The sequence below is a fragment of the Pseudoalteromonas distincta genome (assembly GCF_000814675.1).
GTDB classification, from domain to species: domain Bacteria; phylum Pseudomonadota; class Gammaproteobacteria; order Enterobacterales; family Alteromonadaceae; genus Pseudoalteromonas; species Pseudoalteromonas distincta.
Genome location: NZ_JWIG01000025.1, coordinates 192,897 through 216,615, shown reverse-complemented (window position 1 = coordinate 216,615; position 23,719 = coordinate 192,897). Strand labels below are relative to the sequence as shown.

Sequence of the window (23,719 nt, the reverse complement as noted above, 5' to 3'; positions counted from 1 at the left end):
GCTGATGTATATTTTATGTGACCTTTGGCATTAATATACTTAAACCCAGCACGATGATCAACCAATTTGACGTTTTAATATTACCATAAGGTATACCAATTTTAACTTAACGGCATTACCAGTAGGTCAGGCAGGTTTTTTGCTAGAATATAAACAGCTCTAAACTAGTCGATAAATGGGTAATGTAGGTTCAGAAAAGTGTTGTGATTATTAATAAATAATAAAAAAAGCCCCAAATTTGGGGCTTTTAAAAGTTAACTGATTAATTGGTTACTTAATCGTTTTGTATTTTCCATGTAGATCCAACACCTACTTCAGATGATTGAATATAATGAAGACCTTTAGCACCCGCCTCTGCCTGAAGGCCTGCAGGGTCAGTTTCTAATAACGTACTTGCTGCTGTAACGTACTCAAGCACTTCTTTCCCGTTAGTTGCTGGGTCTTGGTCAATTGCACCATCAGTATCGAATGCGCCATTACCATTTAGTTTTCTAATTTCAACCCAGTCACCGCTTGCATCGCCTGATACTCGACTATCCATATAACCAAAGTTGTTACTTAGCAGCGAGCTGTCATGATTAATTAAGTCACAGTCATATTCAAAAGCATGGTCACTTTCAAGTGTATTTGGGTAAAATAGGCCTTGAGTTGTGGCACTGCTGTTTATTGTATCTGCGTCTGTTTGATCGCCTAATCCGTTTGCAATTAAATTTCCATTAAAGTTTATAACAAACGCATTTTTGGTCAGCCCATAGAGTACAGGTGCATTCGCTGCGGTTAACTCATCACAGTCAGCAACAGGAGCGCGAGAACCAATTTCCGTACTAAATACAATAGGTTGCTGTGAGTTCAAAACCGTATTGTTTGTTACATTTAGTGTAAAGTCGCCAGCCGCATCAAGTACAGCTTGGTTACCCGAGTTTGGCACACCGCCATCAGCTTGCGAAAATGGATTTGCCGTAAATACAATACCGCCCGCTTCTTTATTACCAGAACGAATACCAGCAATGTAGTTGTTACTCACAGTGTGACCAAGTGGTGTGATCAATACCCCAGCAGGTCTGTCGCTTGAGCTTGCAATATCTGTAGTACGAATAATGATGTTGTCTGTAACACTATTAAATCCACCATCTTCTAATGAAATACCACCATTAGGATTTACGATTGTATTGCCTTTGATGGTTGCGCCAGAAGTTTGTACACGCATTAAACGACGACCCGTTACAAAGTTTTCTACGCGGTTATACTGAATAGTAAAGTTTGCGTTATCAGCTGCGCCACTACCCGTTGTACTACCTGCATTGATTAAGTATAAACTTGATTGATCAAAGTTTGGATTATCACTGTCACTAAATAAATTATATTGAATAATGTGATCAGAGCTTGATGATGATATTTTTATCACAGACCCTTTTTCTGCTACATTTCGATTAGAAAATGTATTTCGCTCAACCAACGCACTTTGACCTTTTATCATCAGCCAATGGTATTCAGAGTTATTGAGTGTCGCTTCTTCTCCATCCATCGTGTTTTGCGAAAAAGTAAAGTTATCCCCTTCTGAGTAAATAACAGCACCCTCTTCGGTTTCACAAAATGCACCCGCTTTAGTATCTATATTCTTAAAGGTAAGCCCTGTTAACCCAGCGCCATCTACTCCAGCAGCTACATGCACACATACTTCACCACTAAGTACAGGAGTTTGACCTTCTACAGCGCGAAGCGTTACTGCACTGGTTAATAAAATTGCGTCCATATCAGCATAAACACCGGTGTTTAAACCAATAACATCACCGTCAGCTAAACCGCCACTTATAGCACCAAGGAGTGCTTCAGGGTTACTAACTAATTGAGTGTAAACCAGTGTATCAAGTGAGTTTGTAACCTCACTCGCAAAGCCATCATTATCTGTATACGTGGCTTTTACTGACATTATTGAGCCAGCGTAATCAGAAGGTGTAAATGTTTTACTATTGCTCCCAGCTATTTCAACGCCATCAGCAGACCAAGTATAAGTAACGTTTGCCTCTTCGACGCCGTTGTTATCATTTATCTCAGCGGTTAACTCGCCAGTTGTTAAATAAGGCACTACGCCCATAATGGCTACGCTACCGGCTTCGTCAACCGCAACAGCAGAAACAGCAATTGTTTCCTCTGATGTATTATCCTCGATAAACCCATTATCATCTGTATAAGCAACCTGAACACTTATCTTTTGACCTAAAAGTGATGCATCAACTGTAAAGGTGCTCTCTATTGCGCCATCTATCTCTTTTGCATCAGCAAGCCATTGATAAGTGATATCTCCTGTCGCCCCATCGGTATCATTAATTTCTGCTGTTAATGTATTTCCAACAGTTGGCGTGCCGCTAATTGTAACTTCGCCTTCTGAGTTTGTTCGTGCGACAACCTCTGTACCGGCTGAAGTTACAGACTCGTTAAACCCACGGCTATCTTCAAAAGATGCACTAACTGTAATAACTGTACCAAACTGTGCGTCTGTTAACGTGAGCGTTGAAAGTGCTTCATCAGCAATTTCTACGTCATCTGCAAACCATTTATAAGTTACTGTATCGCCATCAAAGCCATTGTCGTCAGCTACATTAGCAGTTAGTTGCGAACCAACTAGCGCGTCACCTGTAATAGTTAAACTTGCAGGAAATGCGATTGCGGCAACATCTGCGGTTGGTTCTGTAATATGCGATTCATTAATACCGCCATCATCGGTATAAAGCCCTTGAACTGTAATTGGTAACCCTATCTGATCGTCAGTCAATGTAAATGAAGCGCTATTTGCACCAGTAATTGCCTCACCATCTGCATACCAGTAGTAAGTCACGTCACCTGAGATACCATCAGGGTCACTAACTTCAGCTGTTAATGTTTGTCCGCTTGTAACAGTTCCACTAAGAGCAATAGAGCCCAAGTTGTTGTCATTGTTGTTTGAGTTTGTGTCACAACCAACGATTGCTGCTGCAATAGCGCATAGCGCAAAATGTTTGAATTTCATGGTGGCTCTATTCTCCAAATTTATAGTTTTAATATTTGGCTATCTATTGTGTGTGTTACCAAATAAATCATGTGTTTATTACCAAATTTATTTGAATTGCAAATAAATTGTTAACCAACTTGGTAATATAACCACAATAAAATAAGTTTTTCCACTATCGCCACCTAATTAAATAACAATAAATAAACACCAAGTTAACCTTGGGCTTTTGTTGTTGGTTAAAAATTGAATTCAATTGTGAAAAATAACGTTGAAGATACATAGCCTTATAGTAAAAACTTAGTTTTATATAGGGTTTAGTAAGTAATATTATTTAATATATGTGAAGTATTCTTATTTGAAGACAACAAAAAAAAGAAGTGAGTTTGTATAAAGAGGATGATTTACAAAGAAAATTAAAATTAAGGGTAAAAAAGGGGCAATTTTTTTACCCCTATTTTTGGGTGCTGTTTATAACATGGCGTTATTATAAAACTCTACAGGCTCATTTGAACCCAAAGCAACAGGCACACGCTGGTGCAAGCTAGTTGGCGCAATATCTAAAATTCGCGTTCCTCTAGAGGTTGCTTTACCACCTGCGTTTTCAACTAAAAGTGCTAACGGGTTTGCTTCATAAAGCAGTCTTATTTTTCCGTTGTCGTTACCACTGCGTTTATCTTGTGGATACAAAAATAACCCGCCTCGGCATAAAATACGATGAACGTCGCCTACCATCGCTGCATTCCAACGCATTGAGCTTTTTTCAAAGCTTTCACAGGTGTATAGCAATTTATCAAAATACACTTGAGTTGGTTCGTCCCAGTAACGGTAGTTAGCCATATTTACGGCAAATTCACGACTTTGTTCTGGTACACTTAACTGCTTATTTGTCAGTAAGTAACCGCCGTGTGTTGAGTCTAACGTATAACAACGCGTAGGACCGCCAGTACTCATTACAAGTAATGATGAAGGGCCGTATAACACATAGCCTGCACATACTTGATTTACACCGGGCTGACTAAATTGCTCGTCGCTGTCAAAAGGAACATCATCACGGGCTAAGTAAATAGTAAATATAGTGCCTATTTGCCCATTAACATCAATATTAGAAGAGCCATCTAACGGGTCAAAAGCAACAATAAACTTACCTTCAGGGTGGCCACCTACCGCATGATCTTCTTCCTCTGATGCAACAGATCGTACACTGCTATCATCAAGTAGGATGTCTTTAAGTAGTTGGTTTGCGATTACATCAAGCTTTTTTTGAACTTCACCTTGAACGTTTTCATTCAAAGTTGAGCCTAAAACACCGGCTAATTCACCTTGGCTTACTCGAAAAGCAATTTCTTTACTGGTCGCTAAAATTGTGCGAATAAGTAAAATAAGATCGGTATCTACACCGTCTTCTTTCAATACTGTATTTAATCTTTTCATGCGCTATACCTGTTTACACAATTTAGATCGTCAAAGCATTGCTCTAGCCTTGCAACCATACTTTGCTCTGAATGACGCAGCCATACACGAGGGTCATAGTATTTCTTGTTTGGCTTATCATCCCCGTCAGGGTTACCAATTTGCCCTTGTAGGTATGCTTGCTTGTCTTTGTAGTAATCTAAAATACCTGTCCAACACGCCCACTGCGTATCGGTATCAATATTCATCTTCACTACGCCATACGTTAAAGACTCTGCAATTTTACTGTACTCAGAACCACTACCACCATGAAATACAAAGTTAATTGAGTTGCTTGGTAGATTAAATTTTTCTGATACGTAAGCTTGTGAATCTTTTAAAATAGTTGGCGTAAGAACAACGTTACCCGGTTTATATACACCATGAACATTGCCAAAAGAGGCTGCAATTATAAAGTTAGGGCTAATACGACTTAAGCGTTCGTAAGCAAATGCAACATCTTCAGGTTGAGTATATAAAGCAGAACTATCTAAGTGTGAGTTATCAACACCGTCTTCTTCGCCACCCGTGCAACCAAGCTCAATTTCAAGCGTCATACCTATTTTTGCCATACGCGTTAAGTAACGTTCACAAATTTCGATATTTTCTTCTAAAGGCTCTTCTGACAGATCAATCATATGTGAGCTAAACAATGGTTTGCCAGTCAGTTCAAAGTGTCTTTCACCTTCATCAAGCAAACCATCAATCCAAGGTAGTAGCTTTTTAGCTGCGTGATCAGTGTGAAGCATCACTGCTACTTCATAATGTGCTGCCACTGAATGTACATATCTTGCAGCACTTACCGCCCCAAGCACAGCTGATTGTTGCTCTGGTAAAGATAAGCTTTTACCACAAAAAAATTGTGCTCCACCATTAGAAAGCTGAATAATAACGGGCGAGTTTTTCTTTTTAGCAGCTTCTAGCGTCGCATTAATAGATGTTGTACTAACAACATTTACCGCTGGCAACGCATATTGATTAGTACGTGCATGCTCGTACACAGCACTTACTTCGTCGCCAACGATTACGCCTGGTAGTATTGTTGGGGCTAAATAATTCATTTATGAAATCCTTTCTATTTTAAAGCCTGGATACAAGAATCAGTAATTGCTTGCCAATTTTCTTGTTCAACCCATTCTTTTTTCGCTATCCAAGTACCGCCAACGGCGAATACATTATTTAAAGAAAGATAGTCCATTTTGTTACTTTCGCTAACGCCACCTGTAGGACAAAAGCTGACTGCTCTAAATACTGACGACACAGCTGACACAAAAGGAGCGCCACCGGCAAGCGATGCTGGGAATAATTTTTGCTCTTCAAAGCCATATTCAAGCGCCATTAAAATATCACCGGTGTTTGATACACCAGGAAGTACCGGCACATTACATTTAGCAAGTGCTTCTAGTAACGCAGGAGACACCGCTGGGGTTACAATAAAATCAGAACCCGCTTCAAGTGCTTGCTCCAAAATATCAGTATTGATGACTGTTCCCGCACCTACTTTTAGCTCAGGCACCTGTGCTTTAATAGCTTTTAATGCCTCTATTGATGCCTCTGTTCTTAGCACTACTTCAACTAAAGTAAGCCCAGCATTGGCCATAGCTTTCGCTATTTGAACACCTTGCTCTGGAGTATCTGCTTGAATTATAGGTAGCAGTGTTTGTCCTGCCATAAGTTCAGAAAAGCGAGTCATAACGTTGTTCCTTTATAAAAAGTAATGCGGCCGAGGTATGGCGGCCTTTAATGTTTAATTATTTTGTTATACCAATTGCATTAAATTAATGAGCTATTATAGCGACAAGAAAATAGCTCAATAACAAGGCTAAAATTATGATACATAGTTGCTCTATATAAATAATTTTTAACGTAGTTAGTGAGTTATTTAATACGCTAAGGTGATCATGTTTTTAATAAAATTGGTATCAGATCCCAGCTTCAGCCATTGCTAGCTGAAATATATCTTTTGGAGCAATAGCACCTGGTTGCTGTATAACAGTCCCTGCCGCTTTTGCAGCAAGTTGTACAGCACTTGAAATTGATTTATCAGATAAACGTGCACCTAAGTAAACACCGTTAAAGGCATCGCCTGCGGATGTCGTATCTACAACATTTGTTACCGGTATTATGGTGTGGCTTTGAAGCGTATCGCCCTCTTTTGTCACTACCGATTCAGGGCCATTTTTAACAACAATTTCTTCAATTTGGTAAGGCTTTAAATATTCAACAACTGCTTCTACGCTATGAACGTCATAAAGTGTTGTTAAATCTTCAACGCCTGGTAGGGTAATATCTGCAAACGTAAAGGCTAAATGATACTGCTCTTTTGTTTCCTCTACACTATTCCACAAACGTGCTCTGTAATTAGGATCAAAAACGATTTTAACCCCAGCATCTTTAAGCTGCTTTACCACTTTCCAAAAGTCTTCACGTGCACTTTCTTCAATTATTGCTAATGAAATTCCTGAAAAGAAAAACATATCACCTTGGCTAAGCTGCTCGAGTGCATCAGCATCTAAAAAATCAACAACCTTTTTAGCTGCAGAATCATTGCGCCAATAAATAAAGCTACGCTCACCATGCTCATCAGTTTCTATGTAGTACATACCAGGTACTTTGGTGTCGTGAGCAAATACAAGTTGCGTATTTATTTGTTCACTCTCAAAGCGTTCTAGCATTTTTTTACTTAAATTATCTTGACCTAAAGCCGTAACAACCGAAGTAGTAACCTGCGGGAAGCAACGTTTTAAATACACTGCAGAATTATAAACATCGCCTGCAAATGATTGGTGCAGTGTTGCCGCGCTCATAGCTCTAAGCTCGACCATGCATTCACCGATAAAGTAAATATTTTTCATCTTGGAAGTTACCCTATGTAGTTAACTGCTATGCACTTATACAAAATATGTTGGCATAGCAGTTATTATCTAGATTATTGAGGCTTTTTAAGAGGTTCTATTTTTGGAATTAAAATCCAAACAGCTGCCATTGCTATGATGGCTAAAGAAGCACCAATTACAAATGCTGGTGTGTAGTTACCATCAGCAGTAAGAAAAGGTACTAGCGATGTAAGACCTACAGCACCAAGCTTTGCCGCCATACCAGAAAAACCTGATAATGTACCCACTGCTTTTTTACCTAACAAATCACTTGGTAGTGTTTGCACGTTACCAATTGCAGTTTGAAAACCAAATAAGATAACAGCCATAATTAGTACCGCTGTTGTTGGTCCGCCTGGATTTGCCATTGCAAGTAGCGCTGGTAACATAATTAAACAACCCAGCGTAATAGTAAGCTTACGTGTTTTATCTGTATTCCAACCTGCTTTGAGTCGATTTTGAGCCAATAAGCCACCAAACCAAGCACCAAACATAGCGCCAACATAAGGTACCCAACCGTATATACCAATAGATTTAACATCCATACCGTATACTTCGTTTAGGTAAATAGGGATCCAAAAAACAAATAACCACCAAATTGGGTCAATTGCGGCAGAGGCAATGATTACACCCCAGCTTTGCTTACGAGAAAGTAACTCAGCAGTTGTAGGGTTATATTCCTCTTCGTCTTCGCCAGTTACATCACCGTTGTCATCAACACGTCTTTGACCTGTTAAAATGTATTCACGTTCTTCGGCAGTAAGCCAAGGATGTGAGCTAGGCGGTGCTTTAACTAAAATTAACCATGGAACTAACCAAAGGAAACCTAATGCACCAACAAAAACAAACACCATTTGCCAGCTAAAGTAGATAGTTAAATAAGCAATTAAAGGAATAGCAATAATGCCGCCAATTGCGGCGCCAGAGTTAAAAATACCCTGTGCTAAAGCACGTTCTTTAGTAGGGAACCATTCTGCGTTACCTTTAGCTGCACCAGGCCAGTTACCGGCTTCTGCTACACCTAAGATTGCGCGAAAAATACTAAGACTAAGTACACCTTGTGCAAATGCATGCGCAACGGTTGCAATAGACCAAACACCTATTGATAGTACAAAACCGAAGCGTGTGCCCACCCAGTCAAATATTTTACCAAAGATTGCCTGACCAAATGCATAAGCAAATACAAACACAATAGAAATATTAGCGTATATTTGTTTACGTTCTAGCGCTGATTCATCAGGAAATAAATCTTCAACAATGTCCGGCCAAAGCACACTAAGTGCTTGGCGGTCGATATAGTTAATAATGGTAGCTAGCGCTATTAGCGCTATAACCCACCAACGTAAGCCTTTAAGTTGCATAATTAATCCTCAAGAAAGTCTTCACGCGCGGGGCTAAAAGTATCAATCAGGATTCCGCCTGTTGGGCAGGTAGCTCCATGATCAGCAAATGGTGGGATTAAGCAGCTATCACCCGGTTTTAAGATTTTAGTTACGCCATCAATGTTAAAGTGAAACTCACCTTCAACAACATACGTTACTTGAGAATGTCTGTGAGCATGGTTATAACCAATAGCCCCTTTCTCAAACCAAATTTTAACAGCCATTAGCTCTTCGTTATAACCTAGCATTTGACGTTTTAGACCATTTCCTAAGTCTTCTATTTCGGTCTCGTTACCAAATGAAAAGTTTGCGCTTTGCTTTTGCATCCTATTTACTCCTGATTATTGTTCATCATATAAACGCCTAATCGGCCATTTAAAGTGAACTCTTTATTTTGATAATTGAATGTGTTTTTAGCTGATGTTTGTGCTTTATTAATAGCCACTAAATATGAGTTGCCTTTAATATCAAGTTCAACAAGTGTTAAATCGCCCTGCTGACTATATTCAAGCTTTGTAACTCGACTAACAGCTTCTAGGGTATATTCTTTACTTGGGTTGTACTCACCATGTGGCTCTAATACAGATATAAACTTATGTTGCTTTTGACCCTCAACACGACGAATAAAACCATTTTCGTTGCGTAAATTAAAGTGAGGGTCATTTGCGCCTATTTGAGTAAACAAGAAAGACTCATCACCTTTAACCAAGCTCGTTTGCGTATAAAAACGACCATTTTCGTTTAGCCACGTTACTTTAGCTAAACCACTTTGAGGTTGCGCTTGAGCTTTAAGCCATAAATGTTGGTAGCCATTTTTAGTACCTAGCGCAGACAGCTGCGTTGCATTTGCTTTTAACTCAAAGCTGGTATCGATAAGCTGACCTTTATAATGCAAAGGCAGGTCAAGCTGATGCGCTTTATTTGCAGCAACATCAAATATATCAAGTGCAACTGTGCTTTGTAGTTCAGGTAAGTTAATAAGTGCAAGCGTACGCTCAAGATCAACGCCTTTATAAGCTGTGCTTATTTCGCCGCTTGAAACCGTGCCGTATTTATTTGTTTCGAAAAAGTTAAGTGTAGGGTAATTACTATTTCCTACTTCAACATTTGCATTAAAATGCGTTGTTTCGTCAACCACTACCGTATTGTGCGCAACAGTGTGTTTAGCGTAAGTTTCGTTTTCAGGTAAATAACGACCGCCGTATTTAGCTTCTACATTTAAAAAACGTGCTGCGCCATAATCAGATACAATTTCATTTCCGTGGTCGTAAAACTGCCATGTTAATTTATCAAAATGACCATGGCCCAAACCTTGTGCAGCAGGTTTAAACAGTAGCGCTTGATCGCCACCTACCTGCGTTCTCATTACAACTAGAGCACCTTGTTTACCGTCATTACCATCACCGAAGGCAACAGATTTAAACGAATAAGGTTTTGCCATGTTGTTATCAAGTGCTTGAGCTACTTTTAGCCCATCACCAGAGAGAATTATTTGGTCTTGTTGCTTAGCAATATCTAAATAACCTGCATCGTTGGTTAAGCCGTACGCTGCCGTTACACCATTTACTAACTCAATGGTATCGATGCCTTTACTTTTTATTGCATCGTTAATTGGGAAGAACAAACCGTTGTAGCTAAGTTGAATCGTTGTATCAATCGCTTTTAATAATATGCCATCGCGATATTCAAATATTTTTCGTTGTGGTTCGTTGTTTTCAATCGCTTTAGCAAACGTTACAAATGGTAATAGTGCAAAGCGTTGATAGTAAGGACCTTCGTTATAGTAACCTTGTGGTGAAAACAGCATCTCTAGCTGCTTAATAAAGCCACCCTTACCCGACTTTTCTAAATCGTATAATGATTTTTCTACCCACTCAGGTTCGCCTAATACATACCCTGCCATGCCAACACCCGCTGTTGCCCATGTTCCATGGTTATGTACTTTATTAAATGTAGACGGTTGGCCTACAGATGTGAACAACGAGACAGGACGGAGTAAGTCATTCTCGATTGTTTTAATATTATCGGCATTTAACGAGTCATAAATTAGATCATAAGCTTGTATTGTGTACACAAGCCACATTGCTTCATTTAGGCTTTGCCAAAAAAACTTACCTGGATTTTGCGAGTCCATTTTACGTTTTGGATGCAGACCAAGCGTTGGGTATAATTTTGCATACTCAAGTAACATATCACGTACATAGTTTGCGTATTTATCATCTTGGCTTAATTGATAAATAATGCCCGCGTTGTACATAAGTTGGTAATTCTTCTTATGGCGCTCATGTGTATAACCACCACCGCCATCTTTTGGAACTGGTACAGTGATAGGCTTTGCAATTTGTTCATCTACTTGCGCTTTTAGCGATTCAAACGCAGTAGCAAACTTTGAGCTACCGTTGCTACTATTTGAGCTACCGTTGCTACTAATTGCTTGGCGCATTTGCTTAACATCATCAGTAGTAATCACTAAGTTTGGGTGCGCTGCATGCGCCCCCAATGATGTAAGTAATGTAATTGCAGCTATAGCAGCTATTTTAAAACGTGTTTGGCATTTTAATAAGTACATAGTATTTACCCTGCCTTATTTAAAATGTTGTTATTTTTTAATACTGCCGTGTGTGGGCCTTTAACTCTTAACTCTTTAACACTTGGTGCTTTAGTTGCATCAAATGTATTGCCTGAGATTTCAGTTTTAGGCTCGCCTACTGTGTGCTCTACAACAATAGGAGCAGATTTAACAAATTTATTATCTTTAATATTAGTAACCTGAACACCGTGAACATAAATGCTCGCTTGCTCTTTGTTACGCTTACCAAGGCCAACGTTATTAAGCGTGTTATTTGTCATTTCAAAATGAGGACCAAATGTACTTTCATCAGTGCCACCACGGTAAAGCTTAAGTACACCGCCTTCTACATTATTAAATGTATTATTATTTACAATAACGTATTCCGCGTTATAAACACCTAAGTCTTCAATTTCAGTATTTAGGCGTAAAATGTCACCTGTTACTGTATTAAAGGTATTACCTGTAACAATAATTTCGTCAGCCATTGCACCTTTACCAGTAATAAAGAAATGGAATGAATGATTAATATCTAAAGCATTTAACTCTGAGTTGGTCATTACAAAGCGGTAATTATCAACCATACCCCATTTTTGCGTACGAACAATGCTGTTACCTATTGCATCTGGCGCGTTTTCACCTGAAATTGATAAACCATCTAGTTTTAAGCTGCCGCCATCATGTATTTCAAACAAGGTAGAGCGTTGAAAAGTAAGTTTAGCCTTTGCGCTCTGCTTCGCTTTAATTGTCAACGTTTTATCAATTTTAACCAGTTTAGACACATCATACTGGCCAGGCGCTAGCTCTAGAACATCGCCCGACTCTGCATTATCAATAGCGTCTAGTAATGCACTTACATCAGCTTTAACAGAATGTGTCTTACCAGAATCAAAATCAACTAAAGCAGGTACTTTTGCATACCAACTAACACCGGTATCTTCTTTTTTAAGTACTTTTAAATCGCGCTTTGCACCTACATTTAAACTTTTAGATGTTGGGTAAAGTAGACCATTACTTGCTTTTTCAAGCGTGATTTTATCTTTTTTTACACCGTACGTTAGCTCAGAAAGCACTTTTGTATCTGCAATGTTGTTACTTAATACTAACCCACTTACATCGTCGAATGTTGTAAATGGCTGTTCACCATCTTGGTTTATGATTAAGTTGTTTTTCATTACGCTATTTTTTGGGGCTGCGCTACGCTCAGCATCGCTACCTGCAGCAAGTTGAATATGACGCACATTTATAAATGTGTTGTTTTCAATCGTCGCATTTTCTACTTGGTGATAACGATTAATAGATGAATTTGGTACGCCGTTCATAACAGTAAAACCACTGCCAAAACGATAGCCTGTTAGGCCTTGTAGGTAGTTATTTCTTACAATTTGATCTTTATTGATAACGCGGATACCACCTGTGTGATCAACACCATTACCAATAAAGATATTTTCTTCTATAAGATTGCCGTTACCATGGCGCAGCGTTAATGTACCGCGCGCTTCATAAAATACGTTATTACGAAGGATGTTTTTACCTGATTTAACCGAAACAATTTCGACTTCACCATTGGTACGTTCAAAGTAATTATTTTCAACCAATGTATGCGAATCAGTTAGTGAGTAATGGCTTGTGCCAATACGCAGGGTTTCACCACCGTTAGAGCCAAAAGTAGGACGGTAGCCAAAATAGTTGTTATCTATACGATGATAGTTTTCCTGGCTTGCTTTAGTGTTTAAACGAACAGCAACTGTCACACCTTTATTTCGTTTGCCAACTAAATGACTATGATCAAAGCGGTTATGTTGTCCATATAAGGCAACCCAATAATCAGACTCTCGTTTGTCTGGATTACTGTAATTATCGATTACTATTTGAGTAACTCGTGAATTGTAGGCTAATTCATTTTTATTTTTACGAAATTCTATTACAGCTGAGCTCGGTGTGTAGCCGTCTTTAAATACTAAACCAGAAGCTTCAAGGTATTTACCTGCAAGTCTTAGGTTAGATTGACCTGATAGAATTACTTTTCCGTTAGTTTCAGCGGTTAATATAATAGGAGAGTTTTTTGTACCTTGGCCTTCAAGTAAAATTTCGAAGTCAGACCAAGTACCATTTTTAAGTACTACTTTGTCGCCAGCAACTAGATTAGCTGCGATATCATTAAAAGCTTGTTTATTTTCTATTAAATAATCTTTGGCCGCTACTTGTGTGGATATGCAACCGATGAGAACTAGACTAAGCTTTATTGTATTAATCAAACGCATAGTTAACTCTTTTTCGTTGTGACTGAAAGTAGTGCTTCATCAGAATTAAAAAAAGCTGACATTGCACAAAGACTTTAGTCAATTGGTGTCATGTGTGTTAAAGCGCTTTAAGTTAAAGCTCAAAGCGCTCAATAAGGTCGAGAAGTATTACTTTTCTAACTTTTTGAAGTAATCAAAAATTTCAGGAACGTTACCTTGACCCATACCAGCGTCAAACGCTGCTTGTAGGTTAGCTGATGAACCTTCAGCGATTTTTGATTCAGTACCTAGGTCTTCTACCATTTGTAGGAAGTAGCCTAAATCTTTGTTTGCATTAGCAATCGAGAAACCAAGGTCGCTAACATTATCAACTGCATAATTTTTACAAAATTGCATAAACGGTGAGTTAGATGGACCAGTCGACATAATGTCGAAAAGTTGTTGACGGTCAACACCAGCAAGCTCTGCCACTGCAAATGCTTGTGACATAGCACATACTGTCGTCATGCCCATGAAGTTGTTGATAAGCTTAGTTGTATGACCTGCACCTAGCTCACCAAGATGGAAAACGTTTTCACCTTGATCTTCCAGTACTGGTTTAACTTTATTGAATGTATCAATATCGCCTGCAGCCATAATGTTTAAAAGACCGTCTTTAGCATGTGCTGGTGTACGACCTAGTGGCGCGTCGATCATGCCTGCGCCTTTAGCTGCTAAATCAGCACCAATTTTTTTAGTAGATGATGGGATAGAAGTACCAAAATCAACTAATACTGCACCTTCTTTAATACCCGCTAGGATACCGTCTTCTGCGTAAACAATTTTTTCTACAACGGCAGACGTCGTAAGACAAAACATAACAATATCTGAACCTTCAGCTAGCTCTTTTGCAGTGCTTGCTGTTTTTGCGCCTCTAGCAACACATGCTGCAACCGCATCTTTGCTAAGGTCCATAACAATTAGCTCATAGCCTTTGTTTTGTAAATTTTCGGCCATGTTGCCGCCCATTAAGCCTAAGCCGATGAAACCGATGACTGGTTTTGACATGAATAACTCCTAAATATGTGGCGCATACTTTTATAAGAACAAGTAAAATTTACTCTATAAATACGCTGTGTCTTTTGTTTCAATTTGTAGAGTAACTTTAAGCTTGAGTTATTTATAAATTAACCTGTGCAAAACGTAACTCTGATTAATTACCAATACATTGTATTCACTCAAACCAAGCAACTTACCAATTGGTATGCAAAAACTGTATTACCATACGGCTTTTTTGTCAACCAATAAGTTAACCAAGCAAACGCCATATTTTTACATATTACACAACAATAAATTTAATAACCTATAAAAACAGATGGTTATATAGCAAAGGCACAATTAAGCAAAGGTTAACTTTTGTTGAACAATCAGTAACTTTTTTTATATTAATAGGTTGACCAATAATCGATTACTGGTTATTTAAATATCCAAAATTTAATAAAATGATTCATTAATTGGTAATTTATAAAGGTCGAACTCAAACTGTTTTAAGCCCACTCTCATATTAAGGTTGTGATTTATATATAATGCCTACATATATGGCTAATACATATAAACCCCCTAAAACGCGCTTAATAATAGCGCTTAGTTAAAAATACCCTTAACTTTGAATAAATAACTAAAGGAACTAAAAATGCGTTTATTACATACTATGCTTCGTGTAGCCGATTTGGATAAATCAATTGCTTTTTATACTGAAATATTAGGTATGAAAGAATTACGCAGAGCTGATAACAGTGAATACAGATACACTCTTGCCTTTGTTGGATATGGCGACGAAGCAGATAACACAGTATTAGAGCTAACTTATAACTGGGACGAGGATAGCTACGACCTAGGTAATGGGTATGGTCATATTGCTATTGAGTTTGATGATATTTACAAAGCATGTGCAGATATTAAAGCTGCTGGTGGCAATGTAAGCCGTGAACCAGGGCCTGTAAAAGGCGGTACTACTGAAATTGCTTTTGTAAAAGACCCAGATGGCTATGCAATTGAGTTAATTCAGAAAAAAGAAGACATGAGTAAATTTTAAATTACTTAACAACTAATTCAAGTTATAACAATTTGCTTAATGCCAATCTGCTTATATATGGGGTCTATTTAGCGTTAAGAAAATTACGCTAGAACTAGGCAAAAATTTTTGTATCTAGTTGTTCTAAATAAAAAGTTTTTAACGACGTTATAGTGCAATTTAATTCGTTAGATTGATCAAAGATTTATGCTGGTTGGTATAACTATGGAGGGGTTTAATTTTATATATTGTTCAAATGGTTATGCAGATTGGTATTAAATAAAAGGTGCTTTGCAGCACCTTTTTTAACGCAACTGACTATCTTTACTACCACGCCTATTAAACGATTTAGCGCTGGCACCATTACCTTCTATTGCAGCTTGGCATGCAACACAGTAGCGAACTCCTGGTAGCGCCAGCCTTCGTGCTTGTGGGATTTTTTCATCGCACTCGTCACATAGCTCAGCACTTGCACCAGATATTAAATTGCTTCTTGCATACTGTACGGCGTCGTTAACACTTGCATCAATTTGATCTTGAATTGCACCGTCTCGTGCCCATCCACTTGCCATAAATCCTCCTAATAAAGTTGGATGTGTAAATTTATGCTACCAAATTGAATCTTTATAAGTACTGAATAATAAAGCTAGGAATGGGGTGTTATTCGAAGGTTTAAACTACAAAATTATATTTTATATCTAAAAAAAGACGCTGTAGTTGTTCCTTGTAATCTACTTTCAAAAAGATCAACACTCTAAAATCAGGCAAAAAAAAGCAGCTAAAAAAGCTGCTTTATAATTCCAATTATTTAAATATTAAAGACTGTAGTCAACAACCTTCATACCTAATTTTTCGAGCTCTGGACGAAGTGTTTTAGCATCACCCACTACTAAATAAATCATGTCTTTAGTGTTTAAGTGTTTTTTAGCTAAGGCGTTAACTTCTTCTTTGCTAATATTGCTAACAATCTCATTTCTTTCTTTTACAAAGCTAGGTTTTAAATCGAACTCTAATATTTGTGCTAAAAAGCCAAGTTTTGCATTAGGCGTTTCGTATTTAAGCGCATCTTTTTGATTGATAGCTTTACGCATAAACATAAGCTCTTCGTCAGTGACACCGTTTTGAGCATAGTTATTAAGCTCATTAGTAAACTCTGTAATAGACGCTGCAGTAGAATCGGCTCTCACCGCTGCAGAAGCTGTAAAGCCACCTGATGTTTTATCACCCCAAAAACGAGAGCGAGCACCGTAAGTGTAGCCTTTATCTTCTCGTAAATTTAAATTGATACGGCTGTTAAACGTGCCACCAAATGCAAAGTTCATTAAGTTAGCTTTAAAAAACTCACCTGTAATGTCTTCAACCATATCGCGTTTACCAATACGAATTTCTGATTGAGGGGCATCTGGTTTATCTACAAGATAAATGACATTAGTTTCGACTTTAGGTTCGCTGAAATCAACAGTAACTGGGCTCGATTTACCTTGCCAGCTTGCAAGTGTAGCTTTAACCTTTGGCTCAATTGTTGACTCTTGTAAATCAGAAACAATAATGACTTGCGCGCCCTGTGGTTTAAAGTTTGCGTTATAAAAAGCTTTAACGTCATCTAATGTAATAGCCTCAATACTATTAAGCGTTCCAGTACTTGGAAGTGCAGCTATATTGTCGCCATATAGTAATTTGCTGTATGTATTAGATGCTAAATACCCTGCATCCTTCATTGAATGTTGAATATTTTGAATGATTTGCTTTTTATTACGCTCAAAGTCATCGGCATTAAATGCTGGTTTAAATAATTTCTCTTCAACAAGCTTTAGCGTTGCATCTACATTTTTGGTTAAGCTAGAAACATACACATTTGTATGTGTTTTATCTGAGTAGATACTTACCTGGCTACCCAGTTTTTCAAGCGCGTTACTCATTTGCTCTGTAGTGTAGTTTTGCGTTGACTCGCTCATTAACGATGCAGTCATTGACGATAAACCCACTTTACTAGCTTGCTCATTATACAAGCCACCCGGAACTTTAATGAAAATAGCGGTGGTTGGCGTTTCTGTACTTTGCGTACCTAATATTTTAATACCGTTTTCGGTCTTAGTTTGCCAAAGAGAAGGAACATCAACAGCTGGATTTGCGCCGGCTACAGGGTGAACACTTCGATCAAATGTATCAACGGCTCTTCGTGCTACTAAATCATCAGCTGAAGTTGTAGATGGACCTCCAAAATCATGCGCTTTAGGCGTAAAGTTGTCTGGGGCAGCTATAAGTTGAGTTTGACCTTCTGGCACAACACTCATAATAACGGCAGATTTACCTTTAATATATTGATTAAAAACACGCATAACATCTGCTTTTGTAACTTTGTTATAACGTGCAATCTCATCTTTAGCTGAGTTTGGGTTACCTGTAAACGTTTCAGATGCGGCTAGTTGAGAGACTTTTCCTGATACGCTTTGCAGACCAAAAATTGCACCTGACTCTATTTTAGCTTTTACTTTATCTAAATCATCTTGTGTAACGCCACGCTCTTCAAATTCAACAAATGAATCACGAATGATTTTTTCCATATCAGCTAACGTTTTCCCTGCTGTAGGATTTGGTAAAGCATAAAGACTAATTGAACACGCTAACTCTTGGCATGGATGATTTGCACTTGCTTGAACAGCAAGTTGAGTTTTAACTAGGTTTTTGTATAGTAGTGAATTATTACCTCCACCTAATATTTCAGCAAGTATATCAAGAGGTGCTTCATCTTCAGAGCGAGCATAAGTCGTTGGGAAACTCATGCTTAATAAAGGTAAGTGAACCTTATCTTCCATTGAAATATATCTATCGGCATCTAGTATTACAGCTGTTTTTTCAACTTTAGGTATTTCAGGACCTTTTGGGATTGGTGCAAAGTATTTAGTAACTAATGGCAGTATTTCATTAGCGCTGATGTCACCACCAATGGTAAGCGTTGCATTATTTGGTCCGTACCATTTTAAAAAGAATGCTTTTAAATCATTTACATTTACGCGATTTAAATCGTCCATAAAACCAATCACAGGCCATGAATATGGATGGCCGTCTGGATACATCGCTTGAGCAACACGTTCACCTAAACGACCATAAGGGCGATTATCAACACGTTGGCCGCGCTCATTTTTTACTGTTTCGCGTTGTACTTCAAATTTTTCTTGGGTTACAGCATCGAGTAAAAAGCCCATTCGGTCAGCTTCTAGCCACAACATCTTTTCTAATTGATTTACAGGTACTGTTTCAAAATAATTTGTTCTATCAGAGTTAGTAGTACCATTTAAGGTACCGCCTGCTTCAGATATTATTTTAAAATGTTCCTCATCAGCAACATTCTCTGATCCTTGAAACATCATATGCTCAAAAAAGTGAGCAAAGCCTGACTTACCCAACTCTTCGCGAGCAGAACCAACGTGGTATGTTACATCAACGTGTACTAAGGGATCTGAATGATCCTCATGCACAATTACAGTTAAACCGTTATCTAGTTTATATTTTTTATACGGTATGTTGATTTCACCTGCATTAGATTTCACTGATTCAATAAGTGTAACGCCAGGAATTGATGTTTCTGTAACAATATTTTTATCAACAGCTTGAGTTGAGCTATTACATGCAGCCAACCCTGATGCAAGTAAAACAGCAAGTGCAATTTTTGTGAGTTTCATTTTTTAGTCCATATTTAAATTAACTCAATGAGTTTAAAGACTAATTAAAAGTACAACAAGGAATATGGAGTGATTATGGGTTTGGTTTTGTAACAAAGTGTAAATAGATTGATATAAAAATGAAATGTAAAATGAGGGTATTAATTTGTAGTTTTATTCTAATAACACTGCACTTTCCTATCTAAGTAGTAAATGACATATCTAAGAGATTGGTACTCTTGATAACGTCGTGCAAAAAGAGTGTTATGTAACACTGCTTTATACAATACTTAAAATAGTAAGTGGCGTCCCCAAGGGGATTCGAACCCCTGTTACCGCCGTGAAAGGGCGGTGTCCTAGGCCTCTAGACGATGGGGACACATAAATGTGTCACTAGGACAACTGAATTTTTAGACTCGTTTCAGGCGAGCTTTCTTAATAACACTACACTTTCCTATTAAAAGAAGTAAGTGGCGCCCCCAAGAGATTAGTACTCTTGATAACGTCGTGCATAGAGAGTGCGGTGTCACACTGCTTTACACAATACTTAAAATAGTAAGTGGCGTCCCCAAGGGGATTCGAACCCCTGTTACCGCCGTGAAAGGGCGGTGTCCTAGGCCTCTAGACGATGGGGACACATAAATGTGTCACTAGGACAACTGAATTTTTAGACTCGTTTCAGGCGAGCTTTCTTAATAACACTTCACTTCCCTATTAAAATAAGTAAGTGGCGTCCCCAAGGGGATTCGAACCCCTGTTACCGCCGTGAAAGGGCGGTGTCCTAGGCCTCTAGACGATGGGGACACATAAATGTGTCACTAGGACAACTGAATTTTTAGACTCGTTTCAGACGAGCTTTCTTAATAACACTTCACTTCCCTATTATAAATAAGTAAGTGGCGTCCCCAAGGGGATTCGAACCCCTGTTACCGCCGTGAAAGGGCGGTGTCCTAGGCCTCTAGACGATGGGGACACATAAATGTGTCACTAGGACAACTGAATTTTTAGACTCGTTTCAGGCGAGCTTTCTTAATAACACTTCACTTCCCTATTAAAAATAAGTAAGTGGCGTCCCCAAGAGATTAGTACTCTTGATAACGTCGTGCATAGAGAGTGCGGTGTCACACTACTTTACACAATACTTAAAATAAGTAAGTGGCGTCCCCAAGGGGATTCGAACCCCTGTTACCGCCGTGAAAGGGCGGTGTCCTAGGCCTCTAGACGATGGGGACACATAAATGTGTCACTAGGACAACTGAATTTTTAGACTCGTTTCAGGCGAGCTTTCTTAATAACACTTCACTTCCCTATTAAAAATAAGTAAGTGGCGTCCCCAAGAGATTAGTACTCTTGATAACGTCGTGCATAGAGAGTGCGGTGTCACACTGCTTTACACAATACTTAAAATAGTAAGTGGCGTCCCCAAGGGGATTCGAACCCCTGTTACCGCCGTGAAAGGGCGGTGTCCTAGGCCTCTAGACGATGGGGACACATAAATGTGTCACTAGGACAGTTGATAAGTTTAACTCACATCATGAGCTTTAAGGTAATTGCGTTTAATACAAGTAAAGACTCGAGCTTTAATTGTGACGCTATTTTCTCGGTAAAACCGCCTTTAACTAATAAAAGTTAAGTGGCGTCCCCAAGGGGATTCGAACCCCTGTTACCGCCGTGAAAGGGCGGTGTCCTAGGCCTCTAGACGATGGGGACACAGAAAACTGCTACCCTAGGACAAAACACTAATTTTTGGTGGAGCCATGCGGGATCGAACCGCAGACCTCTTCACTGCCAGCGAAGCGCTCTCCCAGCTGAGCTATGGCCCCAACTTAATCAATACTCGTCGTGATAAACACATCGTGTATCGCTTAGTGCGGGGCGCATTCTATGCACCACCCAAAATAAAGTCAACAGTTTTTTACCTAGCTTTATTTAAATGGTTTAATTTTCAACAAACTGGCTATCAAGCGTGCTAAAAAATACAATTTGAATAAGATTCTAACCCTACTGCTTATAATAACATCACTATATTGCAACGAATACTCAATAGCCCCCACTCCCCCATTTAATGAAACAAAATTTCACCAAAGCAAAGGTATACATTTATATGCAAATTAAACTTATCTAAAAACTACCAATTAAGGCCTCGCCAATCGCCTTAATCTTTTAAAAGTTACAATTGCTTATAATAACCAAAGTTTAAATGTGGGTTTGAGAGTACCCGCAGCCTTTACTTGCTTAATAACCAGCGTAACTCGTACTAAAAAATTCGATTATTGTTTGAAGAGCATTTTTAAAAGAGCATTGTAGCTTCGTAATTCTATGTATAAAACTTCAAGGCGTGTTGATCTTTGGTGGGTGAATTTGCAGCAGTATGTTTGGTTTCAGGCAAGGCAGAGCCTATGTAGTGTGGTTATTCCCCATGAATAGGCGATAACGCCGCATAAATACCAAATATGCGCTGCCCTTTAAGTTCTTTCTAGGAACGATCAACTCTTTGTTGCCTATATGGATGCAGGTAAGGGCCGCGAGCAGGACGCGGAAGCTTTGCTCGGTTTTTACTTATTCTTACATGGATGTAAGCCATTAGAGTAACGCAGGAGCAGTTACCGAGCCCACTAGGTTACATACCTCGCGCCGCGATTTAATCGTCCCTAGATTGAACAAATTTGAATCCACAAAGGTCAACACGCCCTAGTTATATGTGATCTATTTAGTCTTAACCCGAAGGCTAGTAGCGAGGAATACGTATTTACGAGATGGCTAGGTTGGCTTATAAAAATAAAGTAAGTACAAAAATAGAGTTTAGAATGCTGAAAATAGCATTTGTTTTGGGATGTTTAGATTAAATTCATTTTTAAAGGACCGCTCTATTCACTAAATAACTCGCCCTAATATTAATCCATCTTGCTCATAATCATAAAAACGACTCCAGTAAAAAAACAATGAGTATCGTAAAACTAAATTTAAGGTTAATAAAATACAATTCCCTACTCACTTTTAGGTGCTTAATTGAACTGCAATATCAAATTTGATGATAAAATAGACTTCAACCATATCCTATTGTTTATAAAACCTTCATTCAGCACATTTTTATCATTCAAGTGTTGACACATTTCCAACTCTATCTATAATAGCGCCCCACAACAACGCAGCAATGCAATGTTGTTTAGATGTGGGTGATTAGCTCAGTTGGGAGAGCATCGCCCTTACAAGGCGAGGGTCACTGGTTCAAGTCCAGTATCACCCACCACTTTTTAGTTAAAGTGTTCACATCTAAATTCTATATGGGTCCTAAGCTCAGTTAGAAAAAGAGAGCATTACCGCTACTTACAAGTAACGGCAAAGTTCACTGGTTAAAGTCCAGTGCTATTTAATAGTAGCGTTTTAATTTATATGTGGGTGATTAGCTCAGTTGGGAGAGCATCGCCCTTACAAGGCGAGGGTCACTGGTTCAAGTCCAGTATCACCCACCACATATAAAACCTATTACTATATTAATAGTCGTGTTTTAAAATTGTAATATGGGTCGTTAGCTCAGTTACAAGAAAAGAGAGCATCACCGCCTTTTATAAAAGATGGCGAAGTTCACTGGTTAAAGTCCAGTACTATCTATATCGGTAGTAGCATGTAATATGGGTCGTTAGCTCAGTTGGGAGAGCATCGCCCTTACAAGGCGAGGGTCACTGGTTCAAGTCCAGTACGACCCACCATTTTTTAAATGGTGCATATTACAAGAAAATCTAAATGGGTCGTTGGCTCAGTTAGAAAAAAGAGAGCATCACCGATATTTACAAGTAACGGCGAGGTTCACTGGTTAAAGTCCAGTACTATTTATTTTAATAGTAGCGTTTTAATTTATATGTGGGTGATTAGCTCAGTTGGGAGAGCATCGCCCTTACAAGGCGAGGGTCACTGGTTCAAGTCCAGTATCACCCACCACATATAAACCTATTATTATATCAATAGTCGCGTTTTAAAATTTAATATGGGTCGTTAGCTCAGTTGGGAGAGCATCGCCCTTACAAGGCGAGGGTCACTGGTTCAAGTCCAGTACGACCCACCATTCCTAGAATGGTGCATATTAAAATGTAATTTGGGTGATTAGCTCAGTTGGGAGAGCATCGCCCTTACAAGGCGAGGGTCACTGGTTCAAGTCCAGTATCACCCACCAAATTACATCAAGCGGTTAATTGATAATAAAGAATTAAATAACAGGCATACCTATTATATGTGGGTGATTAGCTCAGTTGGGAGAGCATCGCCCTTACAAGGCGAGGGTCACTGGTTCAAGTCCAGTATCACCCACCACATATAAATACCATTAAACAACTTCTCTAGTAATAACTCTTCCTTCTCATATTAAACACATTTACGAACTTTATAAAAACTCAATATATAAATCGCATGTAATTAACTTAGCCGTAAGAAAAAGAGCATCACCACCCTTTACAAATAATGGCGAGGGTCACTGGTTCAAGTCCAGTATCACCCACCAC

General features: G+C 38.7%; 13 protein-coding genes and 15 tRNA genes. 8 read left to right on the top strand and 20 right to left on the bottom strand.

Translation table 11 applies throughout. The features are described from left to right. Positions 1-274: 274 nt before the first annotated feature. The 10 genes from QT16_RS16585 to QT16_RS16540 all read right to left on the bottom strand — a co-directional run bounded on the left by QT16_RS16585 (position 275) and on the right by QT16_RS16540 (position 14,555). Positions 275-3,007 carry a poly(beta-D-mannuronate) lyase gene (locus QT16_RS16585; protein ID WP_039489413.1) on the bottom strand — a complete coding sequence of 911 codons (2,733 nt, stop codon included), beginning with the start codon at positions 3,005-3,007 and terminating at the stop codon, positions 275-277. A gap of 450 nt (positions 3,008-3,457) precedes the next feature. Continuing rightward, complete coding sequence (locus QT16_RS16580; RefSeq protein ID WP_002962277.1) at positions 3,458-4,420, bottom strand: class 1 fructose-bisphosphatase; 963 nt, start codon at positions 4,418-4,420, stop codon at positions 3,458-3,460. Then, a complete protein-coding gene (gene fbaA / locus QT16_RS16575) occupies positions 4,417-5,499 on the bottom strand; it encodes a class II fructose-bisphosphate aldolase (protein WP_039489411.1) in 1,083 nt (360 codons plus the stop codon). The genes QT16_RS16580 and fbaA overlap by 4 nt, the downstream gene beginning before the upstream one ends. Positions 5,500-5,513: 14 nt before the next feature. Beyond that, entirely contained in the window at positions 5,514-6,131 is a 618-nt protein-coding gene (gene eda, locus QT16_RS16570) for a bifunctional 4-hydroxy-2-oxoglutarate aldolase/2-dehydro-3-deoxy-phosphogluconate aldolase (protein WP_002962275.1), read from the bottom strand. Positions 6,132-6,360: 229 nt separating this feature from the next. Continuing rightward, the gene (locus tag QT16_RS16565; protein ID WP_039489409.1) at positions 6,361-7,293 is read right to left on the bottom strand and encodes a sugar kinase; all 933 of its coding nucleotides are present in this window, start codon (positions 7,291-7,293) and stop codon (positions 6,361-6,363) included. Between the two features lie 74 nt (positions 7,294-7,367). Then, positions 7,368-8,675, bottom strand: a complete 1,308-nt coding sequence (locus tag QT16_RS16560; protein ID WP_002962964.1) for an MFS transporter — start codon at positions 8,673-8,675, stop codon at positions 7,368-7,370. Between the two features lie 2 nt (positions 8,676-8,677). Continuing rightward, a complete protein-coding gene (locus QT16_RS16555; RefSeq protein WP_002962963.1) occupies positions 8,678-9,022 on the bottom strand; it encodes a cupin domain-containing protein in 345 nt (114 codons plus the stop codon). Between the two features lie 5 nt (positions 9,023-9,027). Beyond that, entirely contained in the window at positions 9,028-11,265 is a 2,238-nt protein-coding gene (locus tag QT16_RS16550; protein WP_039489406.1) for a heparinase II/III domain-containing protein, read from the bottom strand. A gap of 5 nt (positions 11,266-11,270) precedes the next feature. After that, positions 11,271-13,529, bottom strand: coding sequence for a polysaccharide lyase 6 family protein (locus QT16_RS16545; protein WP_039489403.1), 2,259 nt, complete (start codon positions 13,527-13,529; stop codon positions 11,271-11,273). Between the two features lie 147 nt (positions 13,530-13,676). Then, positions 13,677-14,555, bottom strand: coding sequence for an NAD(P)-dependent oxidoreductase (locus tag QT16_RS16540; RefSeq protein WP_002962960.1), 879 nt, complete (start codon positions 14,553-14,555; stop codon positions 13,677-13,679). Positions 14,556-15,180: 625 nt separating this feature from the next. Between QT16_RS16540 and gloA the strand changes: the two genes are divergently transcribed. After that, a complete protein-coding gene (gloA, locus tag QT16_RS16535) occupies positions 15,181-15,582 on the top strand; it encodes a lactoylglutathione lyase (RefSeq protein WP_024594782.1) in 402 nt (133 codons plus the stop codon). A gap of 284 nt (positions 15,583-15,866) precedes the next feature. Here the strand turns inward: gloA and QT16_RS16530 are convergent, their stop codons facing one another. The 10 genes from QT16_RS16530 to QT16_RS16485 all read right to left on the bottom strand — a co-directional run bounded on the left by QT16_RS16530 (position 15,867) and on the right by QT16_RS16485 (position 21,046). After that, on the bottom strand, positions 15,867-16,133 hold the full coding sequence (locus tag QT16_RS16530; RefSeq protein ID WP_002962957.1) for a DksA/TraR family C4-type zinc finger protein: 267 nt from the start codon (positions 16,131-16,133) through the stop codon (positions 15,867-15,869). A gap of 243 nt (positions 16,134-16,376) precedes the next feature. Further along, on the bottom strand, positions 16,377-19,244 hold the full coding sequence (locus QT16_RS16525; RefSeq protein WP_039489400.1) for a M16 family metallopeptidase: 2,868 nt from the start codon (positions 19,242-19,244) through the stop codon (positions 16,377-16,379). A 282-nt stretch (positions 19,245-19,526) separates the two neighbouring features. Next, a tRNA-Glu gene (locus QT16_RS16520) sits at positions 19,527-19,602 on the bottom strand. Positions 19,603-19,783: 181 nt separating this feature from the next. Further along, positions 19,784-19,859 (bottom strand) — tRNA-Glu (locus QT16_RS16515). 92 nt (positions 19,860-19,951) lie between these two features. Continuing rightward, positions 19,952-20,027 (bottom strand) — tRNA-Glu (locus QT16_RS16510). A 93-nt stretch (positions 20,028-20,120) separates the two neighbouring features. Beyond that, positions 20,121-20,196, bottom strand: a tRNA-Glu gene (locus tag QT16_RS16505). Positions 20,197-20,379: 183 nt separating this feature from the next. Next, positions 20,380-20,455, bottom strand: a tRNA-Glu gene (locus QT16_RS16500). A gap of 182 nt (positions 20,456-20,637) precedes the next feature. Next, positions 20,638-20,713 (bottom strand) — tRNA-Glu (locus tag QT16_RS16495). Between the two features lie 144 nt (positions 20,714-20,857). Next, positions 20,858-20,933, bottom strand: a tRNA-Glu gene (locus QT16_RS16490). Positions 20,934-20,970: 37 nt separating this feature from the next. Continuing rightward, positions 20,971-21,046, bottom strand: a tRNA-Ala gene (locus QT16_RS16485). 1,351 nt (positions 21,047-22,397) lie between these two features. On the opposite strand from QT16_RS16485, the gene QT16_RS16480 reads away from it, so the two are divergent. From QT16_RS16480 to QT16_RS16450, 7 genes are all read left to right on the top strand, one after another. Continuing rightward, a tRNA-Val gene (locus QT16_RS16480) sits at positions 22,398-22,473 on the top strand. 147 nt (positions 22,474-22,620) lie between these two features. Then, a tRNA-Val gene (locus QT16_RS16475) sits at positions 22,621-22,696 on the top strand. Between the two features lie 161 nt (positions 22,697-22,857). Next, a tRNA-Val gene (locus tag QT16_RS16470) sits at positions 22,858-22,933 on the top strand. 153 nt (positions 22,934-23,086) lie between these two features. Then, positions 23,087-23,162 (top strand) — tRNA-Val (locus QT16_RS16465). 48 nt (positions 23,163-23,210) lie between these two features. Beyond that, a tRNA-Val gene (locus QT16_RS16460) sits at positions 23,211-23,286 on the top strand. A gap of 32 nt (positions 23,287-23,318) precedes the next feature. After that, positions 23,319-23,394, top strand: a tRNA-Val gene (locus QT16_RS16455). Positions 23,395-23,455: 61 nt separating this feature from the next. After that, positions 23,456-23,531: transfer RNA gene (locus QT16_RS16450), tRNA-Val, on the top strand. Positions 23,532-23,719: the final 188 nt, after the last annotated feature.